Here is a 20,050-nt window from a genome sequence, read left to right as displayed (position 1 = left end):
AAGCAGCAGGACTTTTTCAAAGGAACCGCGTCTCTTACGAGACGGGGTATCAACATATCTGGCGTTGACTTTTGGCACGCTGTTGAGTTCTCAAGAAACGGACGCTTCCTTTGTACTCACCCGCAGAACATTCTCTGGGGTTTTCCTCCGGGCTTCCCTTCGGTGTTCCACTACTCTAGCAGGCCTTTTCCTTCTCTCTGACCACCGTTCTGCGGACATGCAGAAAGACAATCCGAGATGAGACTGTGGCTTTTAGAGGCCGCCGACCCCCGACCTGAAGTCGTGCCGGGGTCAAGCAGGAGTACGACAGTACCGCCCTGCTCCGGACGAAGCAAATCGCTACCGCGCCTCCCGGCAGGTCCATCAACTCGGCCTGCGGCGGGTCTGTCAGGCCCCCCGCTCGCGTGGGGAACCGGGACTTCTTATGACTTACCCTTCTGAAGGGTACGCCGTCCAGGACAGGTCAGGTAGCGACGGCGGCACACGAATCTCCGCCCCTGGGAGGCCCCTTCATGACCAGCGTGACATCTCCGCTCGACGGACGCGCGATCGGACTCGCCGCAGTCCCGGATCCCGTGTTCTCCGGTGCGATGGTCGGCCCCGGTACGGCCATCGACCCCGTGCGGGAGCCCTCGGCCGCAGTGGCTCCGGTCGACGGGATCGTGGTGTCCCTTCACCCGCACGCGTTCGTCGTGGTCGACGACCAGGGTCACGGCGTACTGACGCACCTCGGTATCGACACCGTGCAGCTCAACGGTGAAGGCTTCGAACTGCTCGTCAACAAGGGTGACACGGTACAGCGCGGCCAGGCCGTGGTGCACTGGGACCCGGCCGCCGTCGAGGCCGCGGGTAAGTCCCCGATCTGCCCTGTTGTCGCGCTCGAGGCCACGGCGGATTCGCTCTCGGACGTCATCGCGACCGGCGATGTAAAGGCCGGCGGGGCTCTTTTCAGCTGGCAGTGACCAGCGCGTCGTGACAGCGGCGCATCGGCAATCCACCGCGGCGCCAGAGCTCGCCGCGACCAATCGGAGACGGGTGACATGCAGACAACGCTGCGAGGCGTCGGCGTGAGCCACGGTGTGGCAATCGGCGAGGTACGGCACATGGGCACGGCGGTCCTGGAACCGCCGGCCAAGCAGATTCCGGCGGAGGACGCGGAGCGCGAACAGGGGCGCGCGAGGCAGGCCGTGGAAGCTGTGGCGGCCGATCTCATCGCCCGGGGCAATCTGGCCGGTGGCGAGGCACAGCATGTGCTCGAGGCCCAGGCGATGATGGCGCAGGACCCGGAGCTCATGGCGGACGTGGACCGGCGTATCGCCGTCGGCAGTTCCGCCGAACGCGGGGTGTACGACGCGTTCGCCTCGTACCGTGCGCTGCTGGCGGGCGCCGGCGAGTACCTGGCGGGCCGGGTCGCCGACCTGGACGATGTGCGGAATCGTATCGTCGCCCGGCTGCTCGGGGTTCCGATGCCGGGCGTCCCGGACAGTGACGAGCCGTATGTACTGATCGCCCGGGACCTCGCGCCCGCGGACACCGCGCTGCTCGACCCGGCGCTGGTACTCGGCTTCGTCACCGAGGAAGGCGGGCCGACCAGCCACAGCGCGATCCTGGCCCGGGCACTCGGCGTTCCTGCCGTGGTGGCTCTGCCCGGCGCCGGTGAACTGGCCGAGGGCACGGTCGTCGCGGTGGACGGCAGCACGGGCGAGATCTTCGTGGAGCCCAGTCCCGAGAAGCGCGCCGCCCTTGAAGGGGCGGCTGCCGCGCGCAAGGCGGCGTTGTCCGCCTCGACCGGCCCGGGCGCCACGTCCGACGGCCACAAGGTGCCGCTGCTCGCCAATGTCGGCGGCCCGGGCGATGTGCCCGCGGCGTTGGAGGCGGGTGCCGAGGGCGTCGGCCTGTTCCGTACCGAATTCCTGTTCCTGGACGACTCCGCCAAGGCGCCGTCTCAGGAGAAGCAGGTCGAGGCCTACCGTAAGGTGCTGGAGGCCTTCCCCGAAGGACGCGTCGTCGTCCGGGTGCTGGACGCCGGGGCGGACAAGCCGCTGGACTTCCTGACCCCGACCGACGAGCCGAACCCGGCGCTGGGCGTGCGCGGACTCCGGACGCTGCTCGACCACCCCGACGTGCTGCGCAGCCAGCTGACCGCGCTGGCCGAGGCCGCCGAAGGGCTGCCGGTGTACCTCGAGGTCATGGCTCCGATGGTGGCCGACCGGATCGACGCCAAGGCCTTCGCCGACGCCTGCCGGGACGCCGGGCTGCAGGCGAAGTTCGGTGCGATGGTGGAGATCCCTTCCGCCGCACTGCGCGCACGCTCGATCCTGCAGGAGGTCGAGTTCCTGTCGCTCGGCACCAATGACCTGGCGCAGTACACCTTTGCCGCCGACCGTCAGGTCGGTGCCGTGTCCAGGCTCCAGGACCCGTGGCAGCCCGCGCTGCTCGACCTGGTGTCATTGTCCGCCGAGGCTGCCGCGGCCGAGGGCAAGAGCTGTGGCGTGTGTGGCGAGGCTGCCTCCGACCCGCTGCTCGCGTGTGTGCTGACCGGCCTGGGGGTGACCAGTCTGTCCATGGGTGCCGCTTCCATCCCCTACGTCCGGGCCACGCTGGCGAAGCACACGCTCGCACAGTGCGAGCGTGCCGCAGCGGCCGCCCGTGCGGCGGACTCCGCCGAAGAGGCCCGCCTTGCCGCTCAGGCGGTGCTGTCCGGCGAGTAGTCGCGATTGCGGAGAGTAGATGGCGCCCCGGGGGCTTCCCGCTGTGAACCGGCGGGAAGCCCCCGGTGGCGTTCAGTGGTGCGTGTGGTCCTCCTCTTCGGGGATGTCGAAACCCGCGCAGTACTCGACGCCGGGCTCGGGCGAGACCGGTTCGCCGGTCTCCGCGTCCGTGCAGTAGGCACTGAACACCTCGCCCGCGGTGAGCGGGGCGAGCCGTCCCCGATGCAGACGCCAACCCCTGACCTTGTCGTTTCCCTCCGGGGCTGTGGTCCGCAGAACCACACCACCGCGGCTGTCCAGGGCAATGCCTGCCCCGAGGACGGTCACGAATGCGGCGCCCGCAGCGGGATCGAGCCGGGCCGCTGGACCCTCCCCGCTCTCCGTGTGCAGCACGGACAGCAGCGGTTCGTCCTCGGTGGGGACGCTGCAGACCAGATGGTGGGTGCCGGGTCCGGCCCCGTCGAGCAGTGCCTTGAGTGCGCGGGAAGCCAGGTCGAAAGACGCCCGGCCGATGTCCTCACCGCAGTCGGCGCAGCAGCCCAGCTCGGCGAGCACCACAGTCGCGTACTCCCAAGTGGCCTGAGTGACCGCTTCGTTGATGAGCAGGGGGATCAGTCGTTCGATGGACTGGCCCGTGTAGGGCACGGAAGCGCCGCCTGCCGCGATGCCGGCCGTGAACCGCGTACGGCTATCCGCCGAGTCCGGGTCGAGCCCGGCTGATGCACAGAATTCCTCGTACTCCTCCGGATCGAACAGGGCGACGGTCGTATGCACACCTTGCGAGGTGAGGGCCCGCAGCAGGCCCTCGACCTGCTGGAGATAGACCGGGTGATCGTCGAAGAGGAAACTGCGGTAGCGCTGCATCATCGCGAAGTCCTGCTCGTCGGCCAGCAGGCCGACCGTGCTCGGTACTTCGCGGCGGAGCGTTCGCCGCATGGATGTGGTGCGGTCGGTGTGCGCCATGATTCTGATTTCCCCCTGTCGCGCGACTGATCAATGCTCACTCACAGTAATCGGGTGCACTGACAACGCCGCCCGAGGCAGTCGGTCGCGGACGACCCTGCGCTGGGCCGCGCAGGTGGCGATCACCAGTGCACCGAGCAGCGGCCAGGCGGGCGCGCCGACGGCGATGACCGCGGTGACCAGCAGCGGGCCACCACTGCGCTGGGCCGCTGAGGCAAGTCCGTGGACACCCAGGTAGGCGCCTTGGGCATCGTCGGCGGCGAGGGTGATGGAAAGTTCCCAGGACGCGATCGTGTGCAGCATCTCCGCGAAGGTCAGGACGATCGTCGCGAACACCAGAGCCGCGATGGCGAGCGGGGCTCCGCCGCCCGCCGATGTGCTCATGGCGAGACAGCCCGTCATGAAGCATGCGGCCAGTGGGACCAGAAGGGCTCGCGCCCTGTGCGGCGTTGGGGCCAGGCGGGCGAGCGACACCTGGCAGAAGACGACCAGCAGACAGTTGAGCACCAGCAGCAGTGGGGCGAGGCCGTGCGGGGCGTCGGTGGCGTGCACGATCCACAGCGGCATCCCGACCTGGAGCACCGCGTCGTCGAGAAAGAGCAGGGTCTCGGTCGCGGTGAAGAGCAGATAGGTCCGGTCGCGCCAGGGGTTCGATGCGATGACAGTCGGTGTCGAGTCCTTCGCTTCCGCTACGCCCGATGCCGTCACCACCTGGGACGGCGAGGGTGGTTCCGCGCAGCGGAGGGTGAGGACCGTCATCACGACGTAGGACAGGGCGTTGCCGATGAGCAGCACCCGGTAGGCGTGGGTGGTGCCGATGGTGAGGGCACCGGCCGCGGCGAGACCGCCGATGGCCCAGCCGGCGTTGGAGACCGTGCGCTGGATGGCCTGATAGCGGATGCGCTCGGTTCCGCTGATGCGTGCGGCGTAGAGCTTGGTGAGGACGTTCGCTCCCCGGTCGGCGAGGCTGCCGACCGCGGAGTAGAGCAGCAGCAGGGCGAAGTCGTGGGTGGTGAGGAGAGCGAGCAGGGCGATGGCCTGCAGGAGTTGGGCGGCGATGAGGACGTGGGTGAGGAGGTGACGGTCGGCAAGTCGTCCTGCCCGCGGGGCACCGGCGATGCCGGCGGCTCCGGAGATACCCATGAGGATGCCGACCTCGGAGACCGGGAGGCCCGCCACGAGGGCGAAGTAGAGGGCGGCCACGCCCATCCAGAGACCGGTGCCGGTCTTGTTGATGAGGGCGATCCACAGCATGCGGCGGCCGTCGCGGCCGCCCGGAATGCGTTCGTGCAGTGCGGCTCGGCGACGACCCTGACCCACTGTTCCCCCTTGACGCATTTATGTATTGATACATACTTTAATACGTGGCAACACAATATGGCATCAGCGGAACGACAGCCAAGGGGATTTCCTCGTCGGTCGAACAAGCCGTGGCGGAAGGCGGCTTGTCGCCCGGCGACCCGCTGCCCCCCGTACGGCGCCTCGCCGATCAGCTCGGGGTCAGTCCCGGCACGGTCGCGGCGGCTTACAAGGAGCTGCGAAGCAGGGGCATCGTGGTCACCCGCGGCCGGGGCGGAACCGTCGTGGCACAGACACCGGCCGTCGGTTCACGGCGGCCGCCCAAGGTGCCGCAGGGGGTCCGCGACCTGGCGGGGGGACATCCGGACTCCGTGCTGCTTCCCGTACTGCGGCCACCGGGCCGGATGGATCCCGTCGAAGGGTCACACCGTGCTTCCCCGCGGCTGCCCGGTCTGGAGGAACTGGCCCGCGAGTGGTTCGCGCGGGACGGGGTGCCCCACGACCGGGTGACGTTCGCGCACGGCGCGCTCGACTGCATGGCCCGACTGCTCTCGGCGGAACTGAAGCCCGGCGATGCGGTGGCCGTGGAGGATCCCGGCTTTCACCACTTGTTGGATCTGGTGCCGGCGCTCGGGCTGCGGATGATCCCAGTCGCGGTGGACGACGAGGGAATCCGCCCCGATCCACTGCGGGCGGCGCTACGGACCGGGGCGCGGGCCGTGGTGTGCAGCCCGCGCGGGCAGAGCCCGCGCGGCGGTTGCTTCTCGGCGGAACGGCTCGACTCGCTCCTGGCCGTACTTGCGGAGTTCCCCGAAGTCCTGGTCGTGGAGGACGATCACAACGCGGACATCTCGGGGGCCGCCGGCCCTGCACTGGCGACCGGCGGGCTTCCTCGCTGGGCACAGGTGCGCACCGTCTCGAAGCATCTGGGCATCGATCTGCGCTGGGCCGCACTGGCCTGCGATCCGACCACCCTGGCCCGGCACGACGGACGGATGCTGCTGACGTCCGGCTGGGTCAGCCACCTGCTGCAGGAAACGGTCGCCGGGGTGCTGTCCGACGATGCGGTGCGCGCGCTGGTCGCACGGGCCGAACGGACCTACACGGAAAGGCGGCGGGCGCTGATCGGGCACCTGGCACAGCACCGGATCGCGGCGCACGGGGCGAGCGGGCTCAATGTCTGGGTGCCGGTGCGGGACGAGTCCGCAGTGGTCAACGGCTTGCGCTCGCGGGGCTGGTGGATCGCTGCGGGAGCGCGATTCCGGATCGCCACCCCGCCGGCGGTACGGATCACCACGGCAGGCCTGAAGCCGGCCGACGCCGGCCGGCTGGCCTCGGACTTCGCGGGTGTGCTGGGCGAGTCCGAGGCCACGTACGGAGGCTGAAAACCGCACCCCGGGCGGTCGGCCGGGCTCAGCGTCGGCTACGGGCGAGCTCCTCGTAGAACCTCAGCAGTTGGAGGTTGTCGACCGAACCCGGATTGACCGCCTTCTCGAGCGTTGCGCCCTGCAGCAGACGTTTGACCGGTACTTCGATGCGTTTGCCGGTGAGGGTGTGCGGGACGCCGGGGACCTCGATGATGTCGTCGGGCACATGGCGCGGCGAGAGCTGTTCGCGGATGGTCCGGGTGATGCGGGTGCGCAGGGCGTCATCCAGGACAGCGCCCTCGGCGAGATGCACGAAGAGCGGCATCCAGTAGCCGCCTTCGGGCTCCTCCAGGCCGATGACCAGTGATTCCCTGATCTCGGGAAGCCGCTCGACCGCTTCGTAGATGTCGGCGGAACCCATCCGGACTCCCTGCCGGTTGAGGGTGGAGTCCGAACGGCCGTGGATGATCACGGAACCGTGCTCGGTGAGCGTGATCCAGTCGCCGTGTCGCCAGGCTCCCGGATACGTGTCGAAGTAACTGCTGCGGTACCGGCGGTCGTCGGGGTCGTTCCAGAAGCGGATGGGCATGGACGGCATGGGGTTGGTGACCACGAGTTCGCCGACTTCGCCGACGAGTGGTTTGCCCTGCGGGTCCCAGGCCTGGAGGTCCGTGCCGAGGCACGGGGCCTGGAGTTCACCGATGTGCACCGGCAGGGTCGGGACCGCGCCCGCGAAACAGCTGCAGACATCCGTGCCGCCGCTGACCGAGGCGATCCAGACGTCCGCGCCGGCCGCCTCGTGCAGCCAGCGGAAGCCGTCCGGTGGGAGCGGGGAGCCGGTGGTGGCGACGCAGCTGACCGCGGAGAGGTCGTAGTCGCGGGCAGGGTGCAGATCGGCCTTGCGGCAGGCCATGACGTAGGCGGCCGAGGTACCGAAGAGCGTGGCGCCGGTGCGCTCGGCAGCGCGCCACTGCGCTCCGATGTCGGGGAAGCCGGGGCTGCCGTCGTAGAGGACGATCGTGGTGCCGGTGAGCAGGCCGGACGCCAGGAAGTTCCACATCATCCAACCGGTTGACGTGTACCAGAAGAACCGGTCGTCCGGCCCGAGGTCGCAGTGCAGGCCGAGCTGCTTGAAGTGCTCGACGAGGATGCCGCCCTGGGACTGCACGATGGCCTTGGGGAGGCCGGTGGTCCCCGAGGAGTACAGCACCCAGAGGGGGTGGTCGAAGGGGAGCTGCTCGAAGACCGGCTCGGTGTCACCGGAGGTGACGGTGGACCAGTCCAGGGCGCCCTCCGGGGCCGCGCTGCCGAGCAGCGGGATGTGCACGACGGCGCGCAGCGTCGGCAACGCACTGCGGAGTTCGGCGACGGTCCCGGTCCGGTCGTGGGACTTGCCGCCGTAGCGGTAACCGTCGACGGCGAACAGCACGACGGGTTCGACCTGCTGGAAACGGTCGAGGACACTGCGGGCGCCGAAGTCGGGGGCGCAGGAGGTCCAGACGGCTCCGACGGCTGCGGTGGCGAGCAGCGCGGTGATGGCCTGCGGGATGTTCGGCAGGTAGCCGCTGACCCGGTCTCCGGGGCGCACGCCGAGCTCGCGGAGGTGCGACGCCAGCGCGCCGACCTGACGGCGCAGCTCGGACCAGCTGACGGGCTGCGGTTCGTGGGTCTCGTCGACGTACAGCAGCGCCGGTTCGCTCGCACGATCCGGGGCCTCGGCGGTGCGCAGGGCGTGTTCCGCGTAATTGAGGGTGGCACCGGGGAACCACTGGGCGCCCGGCATCGACCGGTCGGCGAGGACCGTGTCGTACGGCGTCGAGAAGCGCACGTCGAACCAGTCGGCGACCGCGGTCCAGAAGGTTTCGAGTTCATCGACCGACCAGCGGTGCAGTGCGGCGTAGCCACCGCCGGCGGGCGCGCCGTACCGCTCGGCAGCCCAGGACTGGAAGCGGGTGATCCTGGCTGCGTCGATACGTGGTCGGCTCGGCTGCCAGAGGGGTTCGACGTTCGGTGGATTCATGGGGCGGCTCCCGGGCTGTACGCGTGGTGTGCGTGAGTCGCGCCCACCTTCGGTCGGGTGGGCGCGAGACGGCTGAAAGGGACGATGCCATGTGATCGTCCTGGGCACCAGGGCGGGATCCCCATGGTCGGGTGGGTGAACATGTGGTCAGGACACACGTGGACGGCAGCGGGACGGCAGCCGCGCATCAGTGGTAATGGCCGGCGAACCACTGCCGTACGGCGATGGTGTGCAGGGGAAAGGCGAGCTCGGTGGCGGAGCGCAGAATGTGCCAGCCCGTTGTCTCATCGGTGGGCACGGATGTCGGAAGGTCAGCCGCCGGGCGGGCCGGGAGCAGGCCGAAGAGCAGCAGGTATCCGTCCAGTGAGCTCAGCGCGTCAGCCAGGCGTACGTCGTCCTGCCGGGCGGCGATCCCCGTTTCCTCCGCGAGTTCGCGCACCACGGCATGACGCCAGTCCTCGGACTCGTCGATGAATCCCCCGGGGAGCGCGATTCCGCCGCGTTGTGGCTCGATGGTCCGGGTGATGACGACAAGCCCCGTGCCCTGCCCGTCCGTCACCGGCAGCAAGGCGACGGCGACCGGCAGTGGGTTGCGGTAAGCGGTGGCACCACAGGCCCGGCAGGTGCGGGGCCATTCGGCGGCGGGGGCGAACGTGGCGCCGCAGCTCGGACAGTGGGAATCCTTGACGGGCTGGTCCATGTGCGCGGACTGTAGCCGATCGCGCCCGGCGTGTACCGGTGTGTGGGGTAGCCGTCCGACCGTGCACCTGATAGATGGAGTGCCCATGACACGAATGACATCCGCTGTACGGTCCTTGGTCACCGCCGCTGCCCTGCTGCTCGCCTGCACCGCCGTCGCCCCCACGGCCGAGGCGACTCCCGAGCCCAAGGCACCCGCCGAATTCGTCGCCCTGCGCTCGGTGGACCCCACCATCATCCAGGAGATGCGCTACCCGTACGAGCACAATTTTGTGGGCGAGCCGGTCGACGGCTATCAGCAGCCCCTGTGCATCCTCACCCGGCCCGCGGCGCAGGCCCTCCACCGGGCCCAGGTCACGCTGTTGCGGCAGGGTTACTCGCTCAAGGTCTACGACTGTTACCGGCCCCAGCGCGCCGTTGATCATTTCGTCCGCTGGGCCAAGGATCTGGGCGACCAGAAGATGAAAGCGGAGTTCTATCCGCAAGTCGACAAGTCGCGGTTGTTCGCCGACGGCTACATCGCCGAGAAGTCCGGGCACAGTCGGGGCAGCACCATGGATCTCACGATGGTGAAGCTGCCTGCCGCGCCGACCCGGCCGTACCACCCCGGTCAGCGGCTTGTCCCCTGCTACGCACCCAAGGCACAGCGATTTCCGGACAATTCAATCGACATGGGTACCGGCTTCGACTGCTTCGACACCCTCGCCCACACGGATGATCCCCGCATCACGGGCGTGCAGCGGACCCACCGGGGCCTGCTGCGCGATGCCCTGTCCGCGGTCGGATTCGTCAACCTGCCCGAGGAGTGGTGGCACTTCACCTACCAGCCGGAGACCTTCCCCGACAGCTACTTCGACTTCCCGGTCGCGCAGCGTTCGGTTGCCGGGCACCACTGACGCCCGGCAGCCGGCCTGCGGAAGAGCGGCCGGGACCACCCCCGTGGGCTCCGGCCGCCCCCTCCCTACCGGACGCGAACCGGCCGTAGCCGGTTCTCAGGGGGGCGACTACCTTTTCCTCATGGCAGACCACACGTGTGACACGTACGAGGAATTCTGGCCCTACTACGTCGCGATGCACTCCCGGGCAGCCACCCGTTGGGTGCACCTGACCGGCACGCTCACCGGTCTCGCGGTGAGCGCCTACGGGCTGGCGCGTGGACGCAAACGCTACGCACTGGCGTTGCCGCTCATCGGGTACGGGACCGCCTGGCCCGCACATTTCCTCATCGAGAAGAACAATCCGGCGACCTTCGGTCATCCGGCCTGGTCGCTGCGCGGGGACGCGCAGATGATCGGGATGATGCTGGCCGGGCGCGACCACGAACTGGCCGAGACCGCTGCGAAGTGGCTCGCCGAACACCACTGAGAGAGCTCAGGTGACGGCGTGCTCGCGGGTCTCACCAGCGAGGACCATCGCATGTTCGACGACCGCTACCAGGACGTCCTTGACGGATTCGCGTTCCCGCGCGTCGCACATCAGGACGGGTACCTCGGGGTCGAGATCGAGCGCTGAGCGAATCGTCTCCCCCGGGTAGCGGTCGGCGTCGTCGAAGCAGTTGACCGCGAGGGTGAACGGAATGGAACGCCGCTCGAAGTAGTCGATGGCGGCGAAACAGTCCTCCAGGCGGCGGGTGTCGGCGAGCACGACGGCCCCCAGGGCTCCTTGCGCCAACTCGTCCCAGAGGAACCAGAAGCGGTCCTGGCCGGGTGTGCCGAAGAGATACAGGACCAGGTCGTCGCGGACGGTGATCCGGCCGAAGTCCATGGCCACCGTGGTGGTGGTCTTCTGTTCCACCCCGTCGACGGAGTCCACCGGCCGGCCCGCCTCACTGAGCGTCTCCTCGGTGCGCAGCGGCCTGATTTCGCTGACCGCGCCCACCAGCGTGGTCTTGCCGACGCCGAAACCACCGGCCACCAGGATCTTGAGGGTCACCGGCTCGACAAGCTGCTGACGGCGGCTAGAGCGCCCGAAGGCCATTGATTACCTCACGAAGAATGCTGGCGTCCGGCAGTTCGGCCGGCGGGACGGGCTGGGTCACGCGGACGAGTTCCTCGTCGACAAGGTCACCGACGAGTACCCGCACCACTCCTACGGGCAGGTCCAGACCGGTCGCGAGTTCGGCGATCGACTGCGGTGCGGTGCTGCACCGCTCGACGATCTCCACGTGCTCGGGCGCGAGGGTCTGGTCCCTTCCCGGATCGTCCGCGGCGGGCTCGGGGACGACCAGGGCGATCAGGTCCAGCTTGTGGTCCGCCGAGGCGCCGGTGCGGCCGCGGGTCATCGCGTACGGCCGCACCACGGGTCCTGCGTCGTCGTCGAACCAGTGGTGGGCCGTTGGTTGTCCCCCGTCACTCATCGCGATCCCCCTCACCCTCCTGCGGTGAGACCGGTCCGCGGTGCGGTCGCGAGGTGGGCGCCGACTCGCTTCACCATCAGCGTCATCTCGTACGCGACGAGACCGACATCGGAGTCGGCGTCAGACAGCACGGCGAGGCAACTGCCGTCCCCGGCGGCGGTGATGAAGAGGAAGGCCTCATCGAGCTCCACGACCGTCTGGCGGACCTTGCCGGCTTCGAAATGACGGCCGACGCCCTTGGCCAGGCTGTGGAATCCGGAGGCCACGGCGGCGAGGTGCTCACCGTCCTCCCTCGTCAGGTCCTTGGACGTGCCGGTGGCGAGGCCGTCGCCGGAGAGCACCAGCGCCTTACGGATACTGCCGACCCGCTCGACCAGCTCGTCCAGCAGCCAGTTGAGCTCGCCGGGCCCTCCCGTTCCCTCGTGTACTGCGGATTTCGGTGCGGTCATCGACCGGTCCCCTCGGATGTCGTTCCTGGTGCTGATTCGTCCTCGGCGGCGTTGTCACGGCGCCCCCGCTCCCAGCCGCGCTGGAGCGAGGCCATCCGGCTGCGTACCTCTTCGGCGTCCCGTTCATCGTCCTGCCCGACGTCCGGCGGCTCGGCGGCGGGGGACGGCGTACCCCGCAGTTGCGGGGCGAGGCTCGCCTGTCGCACTCGCCGGGGCAGGCCGTCGTGGCCCGCCGGGGCGGGCTCGTCCCCCGATGGCTCGGGGGTGTCGACGCGGCGGCCGTGGTCGGAGACCAGGGTGGGCGGTTTACGTCGCCGGGGCAGTCCGACGGGGGTCGCGGGACGCACCGGACCGGTTCTCCCGGATCCCTCGTCGGGCGCCTGCTGGTGCTGCTCGCTGGGCGCGGCGGTGAGCGGGCGGTTGCGGAAGATTCCGCCGGGCGAGCTGTCCTCGTCGGCGAGATCGGCTGCGTCGTTGAATGCGGGCTCGCCGACGGGAGCTTCACCCGGCGCGTCGCCGTAGGACTCCATGGGCGGCTCGAGTTCCACCGGGCCGTCGAGCACCGAAGCGACTGTCCGACCACTGGGTACCGGCGAGAGCGCCGAGCGTGGGCCGGATTTCTGCGCCCGGCCCGGGCCGGGCCGGGTCGCACGGAAGCCGGCACCGTCGGTGTCCGGGCCATCGAGGTCCGGTGCGTCGGTGAGCAGCGCCACCGGGATGAAGATGACCGCGGTGGTTCCGCCGTACGGTGAGGTCTGCAGCGAAACCCGGACGTTCTGCCGCTGGGCGAGTCTGCTGACCACGAAGAGGCCGAGCCGGTCGGTGTCCGACAGTTCGAAGTCGGGGGTTTCCGCGAGCCGCAGGTTCGCGTCGAGCAGGGCGTCGGGGGTGATGCCCAGGCCGCGGTCGTGGATCTCCACGGTGAAGCCGTTGGCCACCCGCTCGCCGTGCACCTGGACGGCGGTGTGCGGCGGTGAGAACACCGTGGCGTTCTCCAGGAGTTCGGCGATCAGGTGGGTCAGGTCGGCGACCGCGGGTCCCCGGACACCGACCCGGGGCAGTCGGCGCACCTCGATGCGCTCGTAGTCCTCGACCTCGGCGACCGCGGCCCGTACGACGTCCATCAGCTGGACGGGCTTGCGCCATTGCCGGGACGGGACCGCGCCGGAGAGGATCACCAGGCCCTCGGCGTGCCGGCGCATACGGGTGGTGAGATGGTCCAGGCGGAACAGGTCGGCGAGTTCTTCGGTGTCCTCGGTGCGGCGCTCCATGGTGTCCAGCAGTGTCAACTGCCGGTGCAGCAGGACCTGGTTGCGGCGGGCGAGGTTCACAAAGACCTCCGAGACACCGCGTCGCAGGTCTGCCTGGCGTACGGCTGCTTCGACCGCGGCCCGTTGCAGGCTGTTGAGCGCTTGGCCGACCTGGCCGACTTCGTCCTTGTCGTACTCGAGACGCGGGGCTTCGGTCTCCACGTCGACCTCTTCTCCCGCCGCGAGGCGGCGCATCACGCTCGGCAGCCGTACACCGGAGACCTCATGGGCCTGCTTGCGCAGCCGGCTCAGGTCGCGGATGAGTTCCCGGCCGATCCGGACGGACACCACCAGGGACACCAGCAGGCCACCGATGCCGAGCGCGGCGGCGATACCGTCCTTGGCTATCACCTTGAACGCGGCGGGCTTGGCCCGGTCCTGGAATTTCTGGCGGGCGTCCGCGCCCATCGTGTGGAGGCGGTCCAGGGTCCGGCCGGCGTCCGCGGTCCAGCGGGACGCCGAACCGGTGAGGGTGGTGCTCCCGGCGTCCTTGGTGGCCACCGTGTTCTCCGCGGTGCGCACCGCGAGGGTGGCAGGTCCGCTCCAGTAGCCGGTGAACGCGTCGCGTTCCCGCCGGGGCAGGGCGGGCAGGCTGTCCGCGTAGTACACCGTGCGGGCGGTGACCAGGTCCGATATGTCGCGGACGTCATGCGGGTCGAACCGTCCTGCGGTGAGCGCGGAGCCGAGGAGCGCGTCCTCGCGGGAGAGCGCTTCGCGGGCCCGCTCGACCCCGATGAGCGCCCTTTCCTGCTGGTCCAGGGCGGAGTTCTGCAGGGCGGGCAGAACGAACAGGAAGTCGAGCGCCTGGTCGCACAGCCGGTTGTACTGGTCGTAGGCCTCGCGGCGGGTCACCTCGTGGTCACCGACGTTGCGACGCAGCGAACCGAGCCCGGCGAATCCGTCGAGTACGTTCCGCAGACGCTGTTCGGCGGCCGGGTCGAGCGCGGACCGGGAGTCGTCCTTCCCGGCGCTGTCGCGCAGCCCGGTGAGCGCCTGGTCGGTGACCGTGCGCTGCTTGCGCAGCTGGGCGGCAACGTCCGACGCTCCGGGGTCGACCAGGTGGCGCAGCGTCAGCGAGCGCTCCTTCTGAACCTCCTGAAGCGAGTCGGCAAGCGGATAACCCACGTTCTCGATCGCCGTTTCCGCGTGCATCAGTTGCAGCGCGTCGCGTCCCGTGAGGTAGACCGCGTAGGACCAGATCACCGTCAATGCGACAAGTGGGACCAACAACAGCGCCACGATCTTCCTGCGGATGGTCTTTCCGCGAAAGCGCATGGCCTCCCCCAGCTCAACCCCGTCCTGCGGGGTGGTGTTCGGTCAACAAACGGCGTGAGCCTACTACTGCCGCCCGGACAACTCGAAGAGACGTCCGGACTATTTTCGGCCGCCCTAACGGAGGTTGGTCCGCTCTTGTCGTGCTATCCCAGGAGATCATTGCCTCTGGTGCGGTGGAGGAACCCTGGCAGGACGGCACTTTCCGCTTCGCTGGGGATGGCTGGAATTATCCGTACGGCGCGAATCCTCGGGAATCGTTACGCGCAGTTGTTCGTCCTCTTCGCTGCGTGGGACGCGGCGTGGACGAGCGATGTGCGCGGCGCGGGAGAGGCTTGAACCAGCTCAAGCCGGGCATCCGTTGTGAAGTCGGACGGTGTCCAGGTGCGAAGGTCGAGGGTGAATCGGGTATGACCATCGAAACCGCAGAAGAAGCCAGCCCTTTGCGAACCTTGTGGGTCGAGGAGCCCGCGGTGCGGCGGCGGCTGCCGGACCCGGTCCGCAGCAGCGCGGTGCGTGCCGTACTCATCGTGTCCGTGACCCTGATCCAGGCGGTGACGGCCCTTCTTTGCACCTTCGCGGGCTCCTGGCTGGCTTTCCCCATGGTGCTGAGCAGCGTGGCCAGCACCGTGGTCGCGACCTGGGCCGTCCTGGATGTGTGGATCACCCGGCAGGTGTGGAACCAGCGCCACGGCGTGACCTCGGTGCCCAGCAGCACGGCGCGCCGGCTCCGCAAGGAACGGCGCACCGCGCGGCGGGACGCGCGTCGCCAGGAGCAGGACGCGGAGCGGATACGCCGGAGCGGCGGCCGGGGCCGGCTCTCGCCGCAGTCCTGAGCGGCTCTGCCGCGCAGCGGCCGTGTCACTCCGCGGCGGCCCGTTTGTACATCCGGGTCGCGCTGATCTCGCCGTGTACCGGTTCGCCGCCCGGCTCCTGCTGCGGAAGACCCGGCCGCAGATGCTCCTCGACGCTGATGTACTTCAGCCCCGCCCTGAGATCGGCATCGTTGCGCAGGCGGATCACCAGCGGGAATTCCGCGAGCGCCGTGGTGTCGAACAATCCTGTCGTATAAAGCAGTTGTACGCCCAAGGCGTCCGACACCGCCCGCTGGAGCTCCAGCAGGTAGGTGGCGTTCGCGCGGCCGATCGGGTTGTCCAGGAAGAGGGTGCCCGCATGCCGGTGCCGGTCACGGCCCCGGTCGTTGCTGCGCAGGGCTGCCATCGTGCAGTAGAGCGCGATGGCAGCGGTGAGCAGCTGACCGCCGGAGAAAACGTCGCCCATCTGCCCGACGGGGACCCGCTCGGCGCGGAGCACGGCGTCCGGTTTGAGGATCTCGACGGACACGCCCCGGGGTTCGAGCGCCGCGTGGACGCCCCGCAGCAGCAATGACATCCCGTCCCGGCGCAGGTCGGAGTTCTTCTTGAGCGCGGCGCGGGTCGCCTCGTCGATGACCTCGCCGAGCCGTTCGGCGAGGGTGGCCTGGTCGGGTTCGTCGAACCGGATCCGCAGGAACTCCTGCCCCGACCACTCGCCGAGTCCCTCGGGGAGTTGGGAGAGACGCTGGGCCGAGCGGAGCGTGGTGAGGGCGGACTCCACCAGACCGCGCAGCCGGTCGACGATCGAGTCGCGGTTGCGTTCCAGCTGGTCCAGCTCGTCGGTGAGCACCCGCAGCCTCGGTGCGAAAGCCGCCGACCAGGCCGCCGCGTGCTCGGGCAGCGCGGACGCGGGCAGTTCGCGGATCTGCTGGCGCGCCGGGGTGCGTACCTGTTCGTAGCGCGTCGCGTTGGCATGCCGTACGAGGATGTCGCTCGCCTCGCGCACCGCCGACTCGGCGGCGGAGAGCTCGCTTGCGCAACCGCGCAGTGACCGGCGGGCCTCCGCGGCGGACCGGCCGGCCTCCTCGAGACTGCCGGGGTAGGGCTCGGCGGCCCCCACGTCCGTACCCTCGTCGTCCTGGTGCGGCTCGCGGAGCAGATCGCGCAGCAGCGCCGCGGCTTCGTCGAAGCCGCCTGCGGCATCCTCCGAGGCGCGGTGGGCCCGCAGCAATTCCGCGTGGGCGACGCGGGCGGTCTCCAGCGCGCCGGTCAGTGCGGCGACTTCGGCAGTGGCACCGCGCAGCAGTGCCTGGGCGGACTCCACGTCTGCCGGTACGAGCTCCCCGGGCAGCTCGGTGTGGGTGTCCGCCCCGTCGGCGGGTGCCAGACGCTCGGCCTCACCGCGCAGCCGGCCGAGCTGTTCACTGGCCGCCGAGGCCCGCGACTCCAGCATCTGCACCAGGGATTCGGCGCGGGCGACGGCTGCCTGCCGGGACGGGCCATCGGCGCCGTCGGTGGATTCGAGGAGTTGGGCCGCGCGGGTGCGGACCTTGTTGCTGAGGCGGTCGAGCTCGGCGAGCGCTGCGCTCTCGTCGCTTTCCGCCCTGGCCTGCTCGGCGCGCAGATCGGCCCCCACGCCCACCTTTTCGTACAGCTGGGAGGCTGCGCGGTAGGCCTCCCGGAGGGTGGGCAACGGCGGCCGCGGTGCGGCGGTGTCCGGCGGGGTGAGGTCCTCCGGCACACCGGCGATCTCAGCCCGCTCTGCGCGCAGGGCGCGGGCGGTGCGGTGCGCGTCATCGGCGGCCCGCTGAGCGGCCCTGCGGTCCTCGTCCGCGGCTCGGGCCCGCTCCAGAAAGGTGGCGGCGCGGGATTCGGACTCGGCTGCTTCATCGGCGAGTTCGCGCAGGGTGGTCTGGTGACCTGCCCGTTCGCGGAGTCGGAAGGCCAGCCCGGCGAGCGCGTCGGCCACCCGGCGGGCACGCTGCGCGGTGTCCTGCCGGTCGTCCCTGGTGCGGGCCGCGTCGGCGGCTGCCTCGTCCGCCTCAGCCCTGACCGAACGCGCCTCTTCCAGCGCGGCTTCGGCAGCCGCGGCGGCCTCCTTCGCCTGGCCGGCCGCAACGGCCAGCTCGGCCAGCATGCCGGGTGGGCAGTCCGTCCGCCAGGAGCCGAGCCGGGCGGCGAGCGCGCGATCGTCGCCGAGCCGGGCGGCGAGCCTGCGGATCTCCTCGTCGCGGTCGGCGGCCCGGGAGCGCAACGCCTGGCGTTCCTCGTCGGCGGCGTGCTCGTCATGCATGGCCGGATTCGGTGGCACGAGGAAGACATCGCCTCCCGCAGCGGCCGGGCCCGCGCCCGGTACCGGCGCGAGCAGTGCGGCCGTGGTGCCCACGGCGACAGCGGAGCGCGGCAGCAGCGCCGCGCCGCTGAGCACCTCGCGGGCCCTGGCGTGCGCGGCCGGGTCGGTGATGACCACGCCGTCGACCAGCTCGGGGCGGGCGGCCAGCACCGCCGCGTGGTCGACCGGGTCGACGGCCTGGGCGAGATAGCGCCAGCCGGGCAGCGCGGGGATGCCGTGTTCGCCGAGGAACTCGACGGTGGCCAGCACGTCGGGTCCCGGAGGCAGCAGCCCGCCGTCACCGAGCGCGCCGAGGATACGGGCGTCGTCGGCGGCCGCGGTGCGCAGTTCGAAGAGCCGGCGCTCGGCTGCTGTGACCCCCTGGTCGAGCAGGGCGTGCAGTTCTTCGGCGGTGCGGTCGAGGTCCTCGGCGGTGAGCGGCCGGTCCGTACGCGCCGGGGTGCGGTCCGCGCCCGGGGGGTCCGGCGCCTCAGCCGCTGCGGTGCCTGCCCTGGCCGCCGCGTTCGCCGGGTCGGCGGTGTCCCGGCCCGGGTCGTGCTGCCGGGCCATCGGTGCGCCGCCACTGCGGGGCTGCGGCAGCTCCGCGATGACCGCCGGGAGACTCAGCAGTTCGGCGAGACGGGTCTCGGCCGCGATGGATTGCGCGGTGCGCAGTTCGGCGTCGTACGCGCTCTGTGCGGCGCCGGCGGCGTCCGCTGCGCGGGCCGCCGCCAGCTCCGCTCGGCTCTCGGTCGCGGCCGCCTGCCTGGCCCGGTCCGCGGTGGTGCCGGCTGCCTCTCGCGCTGCTTCCCAAGCGGCAGCCGCCGTCTTCTCGGCGTCGCTCGCCGCCAGCGCGGCCCTGGCCGGGTCCGCGTCGGGTGCGGTGTCGTCCAGCCAGCCGGCCCGCACGGCTTCGGCGGTCTCCTGCTCGACCTCGGCGAGGCGCTGGCGCAGATGTCCGGCCTCGCTGCGGGCGCGCTGGGCGTCGGTCGCCGCGGCGGTGGCGTCCCGGTGCGCGGCCTCGCCGGCCTCCTGGAGGGCTGCTGCTCGCGCCTCCTCCTCGCCGGCCACCTGCTCGCCCGCTTCGGCTGCCGTGTGCAGTGCCCGTACGAGCTCGGCCGCCGCGGTGGCCCGCGCGGCCAGGGCCGGCGCGGCGTCCCGCTCGGCATCCCGGATGGCCGCCGCGACGCGCGCCGAGCGGTCGGCCGCGGCGCGGTGCCGCAGTACGGCCTCGGCGGCCTGCCAGGCGGAGTGGAGGGTACGGGCTTCGGCCAGCTCCTTGCGCTGTGCGGCGGCGGACTTCTCCGCGACGGTGAGCGCCAGTGAGGCGTGCCGGTAGGCCAGTTCGGCTGCGATCAGGGCGCTGCGGCCTCTCGCGTTGTCGGCCTCGGTCACCTGGTGCGCGGCCGATGTGACCTGCTGGGCGAGGTCCGCGGCGCGGCGGCGCTCATCCGCTGCGCGGGCGGAGAGCCTGCGGGCGAGGGTACGGGTGCGGCGTTCGGCGCCGGTGTGGATGTCCCTGGACCTCGCGCGCGCCGCGGCGGCTTCGACGATACGGCCGAGCAGGTCGACGGAGCCCGCGGTGAAGTCACGCTCCGCGGTGAGTTCGGCGCGGCGGCCGAGTTTACTGCCGAAGCTGCCGACCAGGTCCGCGAGTCCGTCCGTGTCCCGGGTGTCGGTGACGGCGCGCAGCAGCAGATCGGTGAAGTCGGAGTCCTTCTTCACCGCGAAGAGGCCGGCCGCCTCACCCTCGTCGGCGTTCATCTCCCGCTGGTAGCGGAAGAGTTCCGGGTCGAGCCCGAGGTCACCGAGGTGTTCGTTCCAGCGGTCGTGGATCTCCTCCCACTGCACGTCGAGGTGGGGGTAGGCCTTGCCCGCCTCGGTGAGCGCGTCGCGGAAACCCTTCATGGTGCGGCGACGTCCGCGAGCGCCGGACGCGCCCTCCACCGGGGGGCGTACCGCGGTGGATTCGGCTACCGGCAGGGAGTCGAGGCTGAGACCGGGGCCGGGCCGGAAGGAATACCAGGCCTCGGCGAACTTCCGCGGGTCGTGGGAGACCTGACGCCCCCGCCACTCGCTGGCCTTGCCGACCACCACCAGTTCCCCGGTCAGGGTGTGCTGCCATTCCAGGGCGACATGGCCGCAGTCGTCGGCGAGCAGGAACTTGCGCAGCACCCCGGAGCTCGCGCCGCCCAGCGTGTTGCGGTGGCCGGGCAGCATCACGGAGAAGATCAGCTTGAGCAGGACCGACTTTCCGCCACCGTTCTCCAGGAAGAGGACGCCTGCCGGCGCCGGACGGCGGGGCGGGCCGACCTGTTCGTCCTGGAAGAACTCCGCTTGTGCGGGGGCCGGGTGGGGCACCGTGTCCCCCACGCCCCGCAGGTCGAGCACGGTGTCGGCGTAGCGCGCACCGGCAGGTCCGATGGAGTAGAGGCGGACCCGGGACAGCTCGTACAT

15 protein-coding genes are annotated in these 20,050 nt (G+C 70.4%); 6 read left to right on the top strand and 9 right to left on the bottom strand.

Features of this window, described 5'->3' with window-relative positions:
* The first annotated feature begins 512 nt into the window (after positions 1-512).
* Together AB0M87_RS20455 and ptsP are read left to right on the top strand one after the other, a co-directional pair.
* Positions 513-962: a PTS glucose transporter subunit IIA gene (locus tag AB0M87_RS20455; RefSeq protein ID WP_365854792.1), complete on the top strand. Its 450-nt coding sequence runs from the start codon at positions 513-515 to the stop codon at positions 960-962.
* Positions 963-1,040: 78 nt separating this feature from the next.
* Positions 1,041-2,711: a phosphoenolpyruvate--protein phosphotransferase gene (gene ptsP, locus AB0M87_RS20450; protein ID WP_365854789.1), complete on the top strand. Its 1,671-nt coding sequence runs from the start codon at positions 1,041-1,043 to the stop codon at positions 2,709-2,711.
* A gap of 72 nt (positions 2,712-2,783) precedes the next feature.
* Here ptsP and AB0M87_RS20445 read toward each other — a convergent pair whose 3' ends face one another.
* Together AB0M87_RS20445 and AB0M87_RS20440 are read right to left on the bottom strand one after the other, a co-directional pair.
* Complete coding sequence (locus tag AB0M87_RS20445; RefSeq protein WP_365854787.1) at positions 2,784-3,674, bottom strand: hypothetical protein; 891 nt, start codon at positions 3,672-3,674, stop codon at positions 2,784-2,786.
* A 30-nt stretch (positions 3,675-3,704) separates the two neighbouring features.
* On the bottom strand, positions 3,705-4,994 hold the full coding sequence (locus tag AB0M87_RS20440) for an MFS transporter (RefSeq protein ID WP_365854785.1): 1,290 nt from the start codon (positions 4,992-4,994) through the stop codon (positions 3,705-3,707).
* A gap of 44 nt (positions 4,995-5,038) precedes the next feature.
* Between AB0M87_RS20440 and AB0M87_RS20435 the strand changes: the two genes are divergently transcribed.
* Complete coding sequence (locus AB0M87_RS20435) at positions 5,039-6,358, top strand: aminotransferase class I/II-fold pyridoxal phosphate-dependent enzyme (protein ID WP_365854783.1); 1,320 nt, start codon at positions 5,039-5,041, stop codon at positions 6,356-6,358.
* Between the two features lie 28 nt (positions 6,359-6,386).
* Here the strand turns inward: AB0M87_RS20435 and AB0M87_RS20430 are convergent, their stop codons facing one another.
* A complete protein-coding gene (locus AB0M87_RS20430) occupies positions 6,387-8,360 on the bottom strand; it encodes an acetoacetate--CoA ligase (RefSeq protein WP_365854781.1) in 1,974 nt (657 codons plus the stop codon).
* A gap of 187 nt (positions 8,361-8,547) precedes the next feature.
* Entirely contained in the window at positions 8,548-9,060 is a 513-nt protein-coding gene (locus AB0M87_RS20425; RefSeq protein WP_365854779.1) for an NUDIX domain-containing protein, read from the bottom strand.
* An 85-nt stretch (positions 9,061-9,145) separates the two neighbouring features.
* Here AB0M87_RS20425 and AB0M87_RS20420 point away from each other — a divergent pair, with 85 nt between their 5' ends.
* Positions 9,146-9,955 (top strand): M15 family metallopeptidase, encoded by an 810-nt coding sequence (locus AB0M87_RS20420; RefSeq protein WP_365854777.1) that lies wholly within the window; start codon positions 9,146-9,148, stop codon positions 9,953-9,955.
* A gap of 121 nt (positions 9,956-10,076) precedes the next feature.
* Entirely contained in the window at positions 10,077-10,424 is a 348-nt protein-coding gene (locus AB0M87_RS20415; protein WP_365854775.1) for a DUF962 domain-containing protein, read from the top strand.
* Between the two features lie 6 nt (positions 10,425-10,430).
* Here AB0M87_RS20415 and AB0M87_RS20410 read toward each other — a convergent pair whose 3' ends face one another.
* From AB0M87_RS20410 to AB0M87_RS20395, 4 genes are read right to left on the bottom strand one after another with little or no spacing between them, the layout of a single operon-like run.
* Complete coding sequence (locus tag AB0M87_RS20410) at positions 10,431-11,036, bottom strand: ATP/GTP-binding protein (RefSeq protein WP_365854773.1); 606 nt, start codon at positions 11,034-11,036, stop codon at positions 10,431-10,433.
* Entirely contained in the window at positions 11,017-11,415 is a 399-nt protein-coding gene (locus tag AB0M87_RS20405; protein ID WP_365854771.1) for a DUF742 domain-containing protein, read from the bottom strand. Before AB0M87_RS20405 ends, AB0M87_RS20410 begins: the two co-directional genes overlap by 20 nt.
* Positions 11,416-11,426: 11 nt before the next feature.
* Positions 11,427-11,864 carry a roadblock/LC7 domain-containing protein gene (locus AB0M87_RS20400; RefSeq protein ID WP_365854769.1) on the bottom strand — a complete coding sequence of 146 codons (438 nt, stop codon included), beginning with the start codon at positions 11,862-11,864 and terminating at the stop codon, positions 11,427-11,429.
* The gene (locus AB0M87_RS20395) at positions 11,861-14,449 is read right to left on the bottom strand and encodes a nitrate- and nitrite sensing domain-containing protein (RefSeq protein ID WP_365854767.1); all 2,589 of its coding nucleotides are present in this window, start codon (positions 14,447-14,449) and stop codon (positions 11,861-11,863) included. Before AB0M87_RS20395 ends, AB0M87_RS20400 begins: the two co-directional genes overlap by 4 nt.
* Positions 14,450-14,748: 299 nt before the next feature.
* Between AB0M87_RS20395 and AB0M87_RS20390 the strand changes: the two genes are divergently transcribed.
* Complete coding sequence (locus tag AB0M87_RS20390; protein ID WP_365854840.1) at positions 14,749-15,282, top strand: hypothetical protein; 534 nt, start codon at positions 14,749-14,751, stop codon at positions 15,280-15,282.
* 25 nt (positions 15,283-15,307) lie between these two features.
* Here the strand turns inward: AB0M87_RS20390 and AB0M87_RS20385 are convergent, their stop codons facing one another.
* The gene (locus AB0M87_RS20385; protein WP_365854766.1) at positions 15,308-20,050 is read right to left on the bottom strand and encodes a hypothetical protein; all 4,743 of its coding nucleotides are present in this window, start codon (positions 20,048-20,050) and stop codon (positions 15,308-15,310) included.

Origin of the sequence: Streptomyces sp. NPDC051320 (assembly GCF_040682175.1) — a bacterium.
In the GTDB taxonomy this organism is placed as follows: domain Bacteria; phylum Actinomycetota; class Actinomycetes; order Streptomycetales; family Streptomycetaceae; genus Streptomyces.
This window is presented reverse-complemented; position numbering and strand designations above follow the sequence as displayed.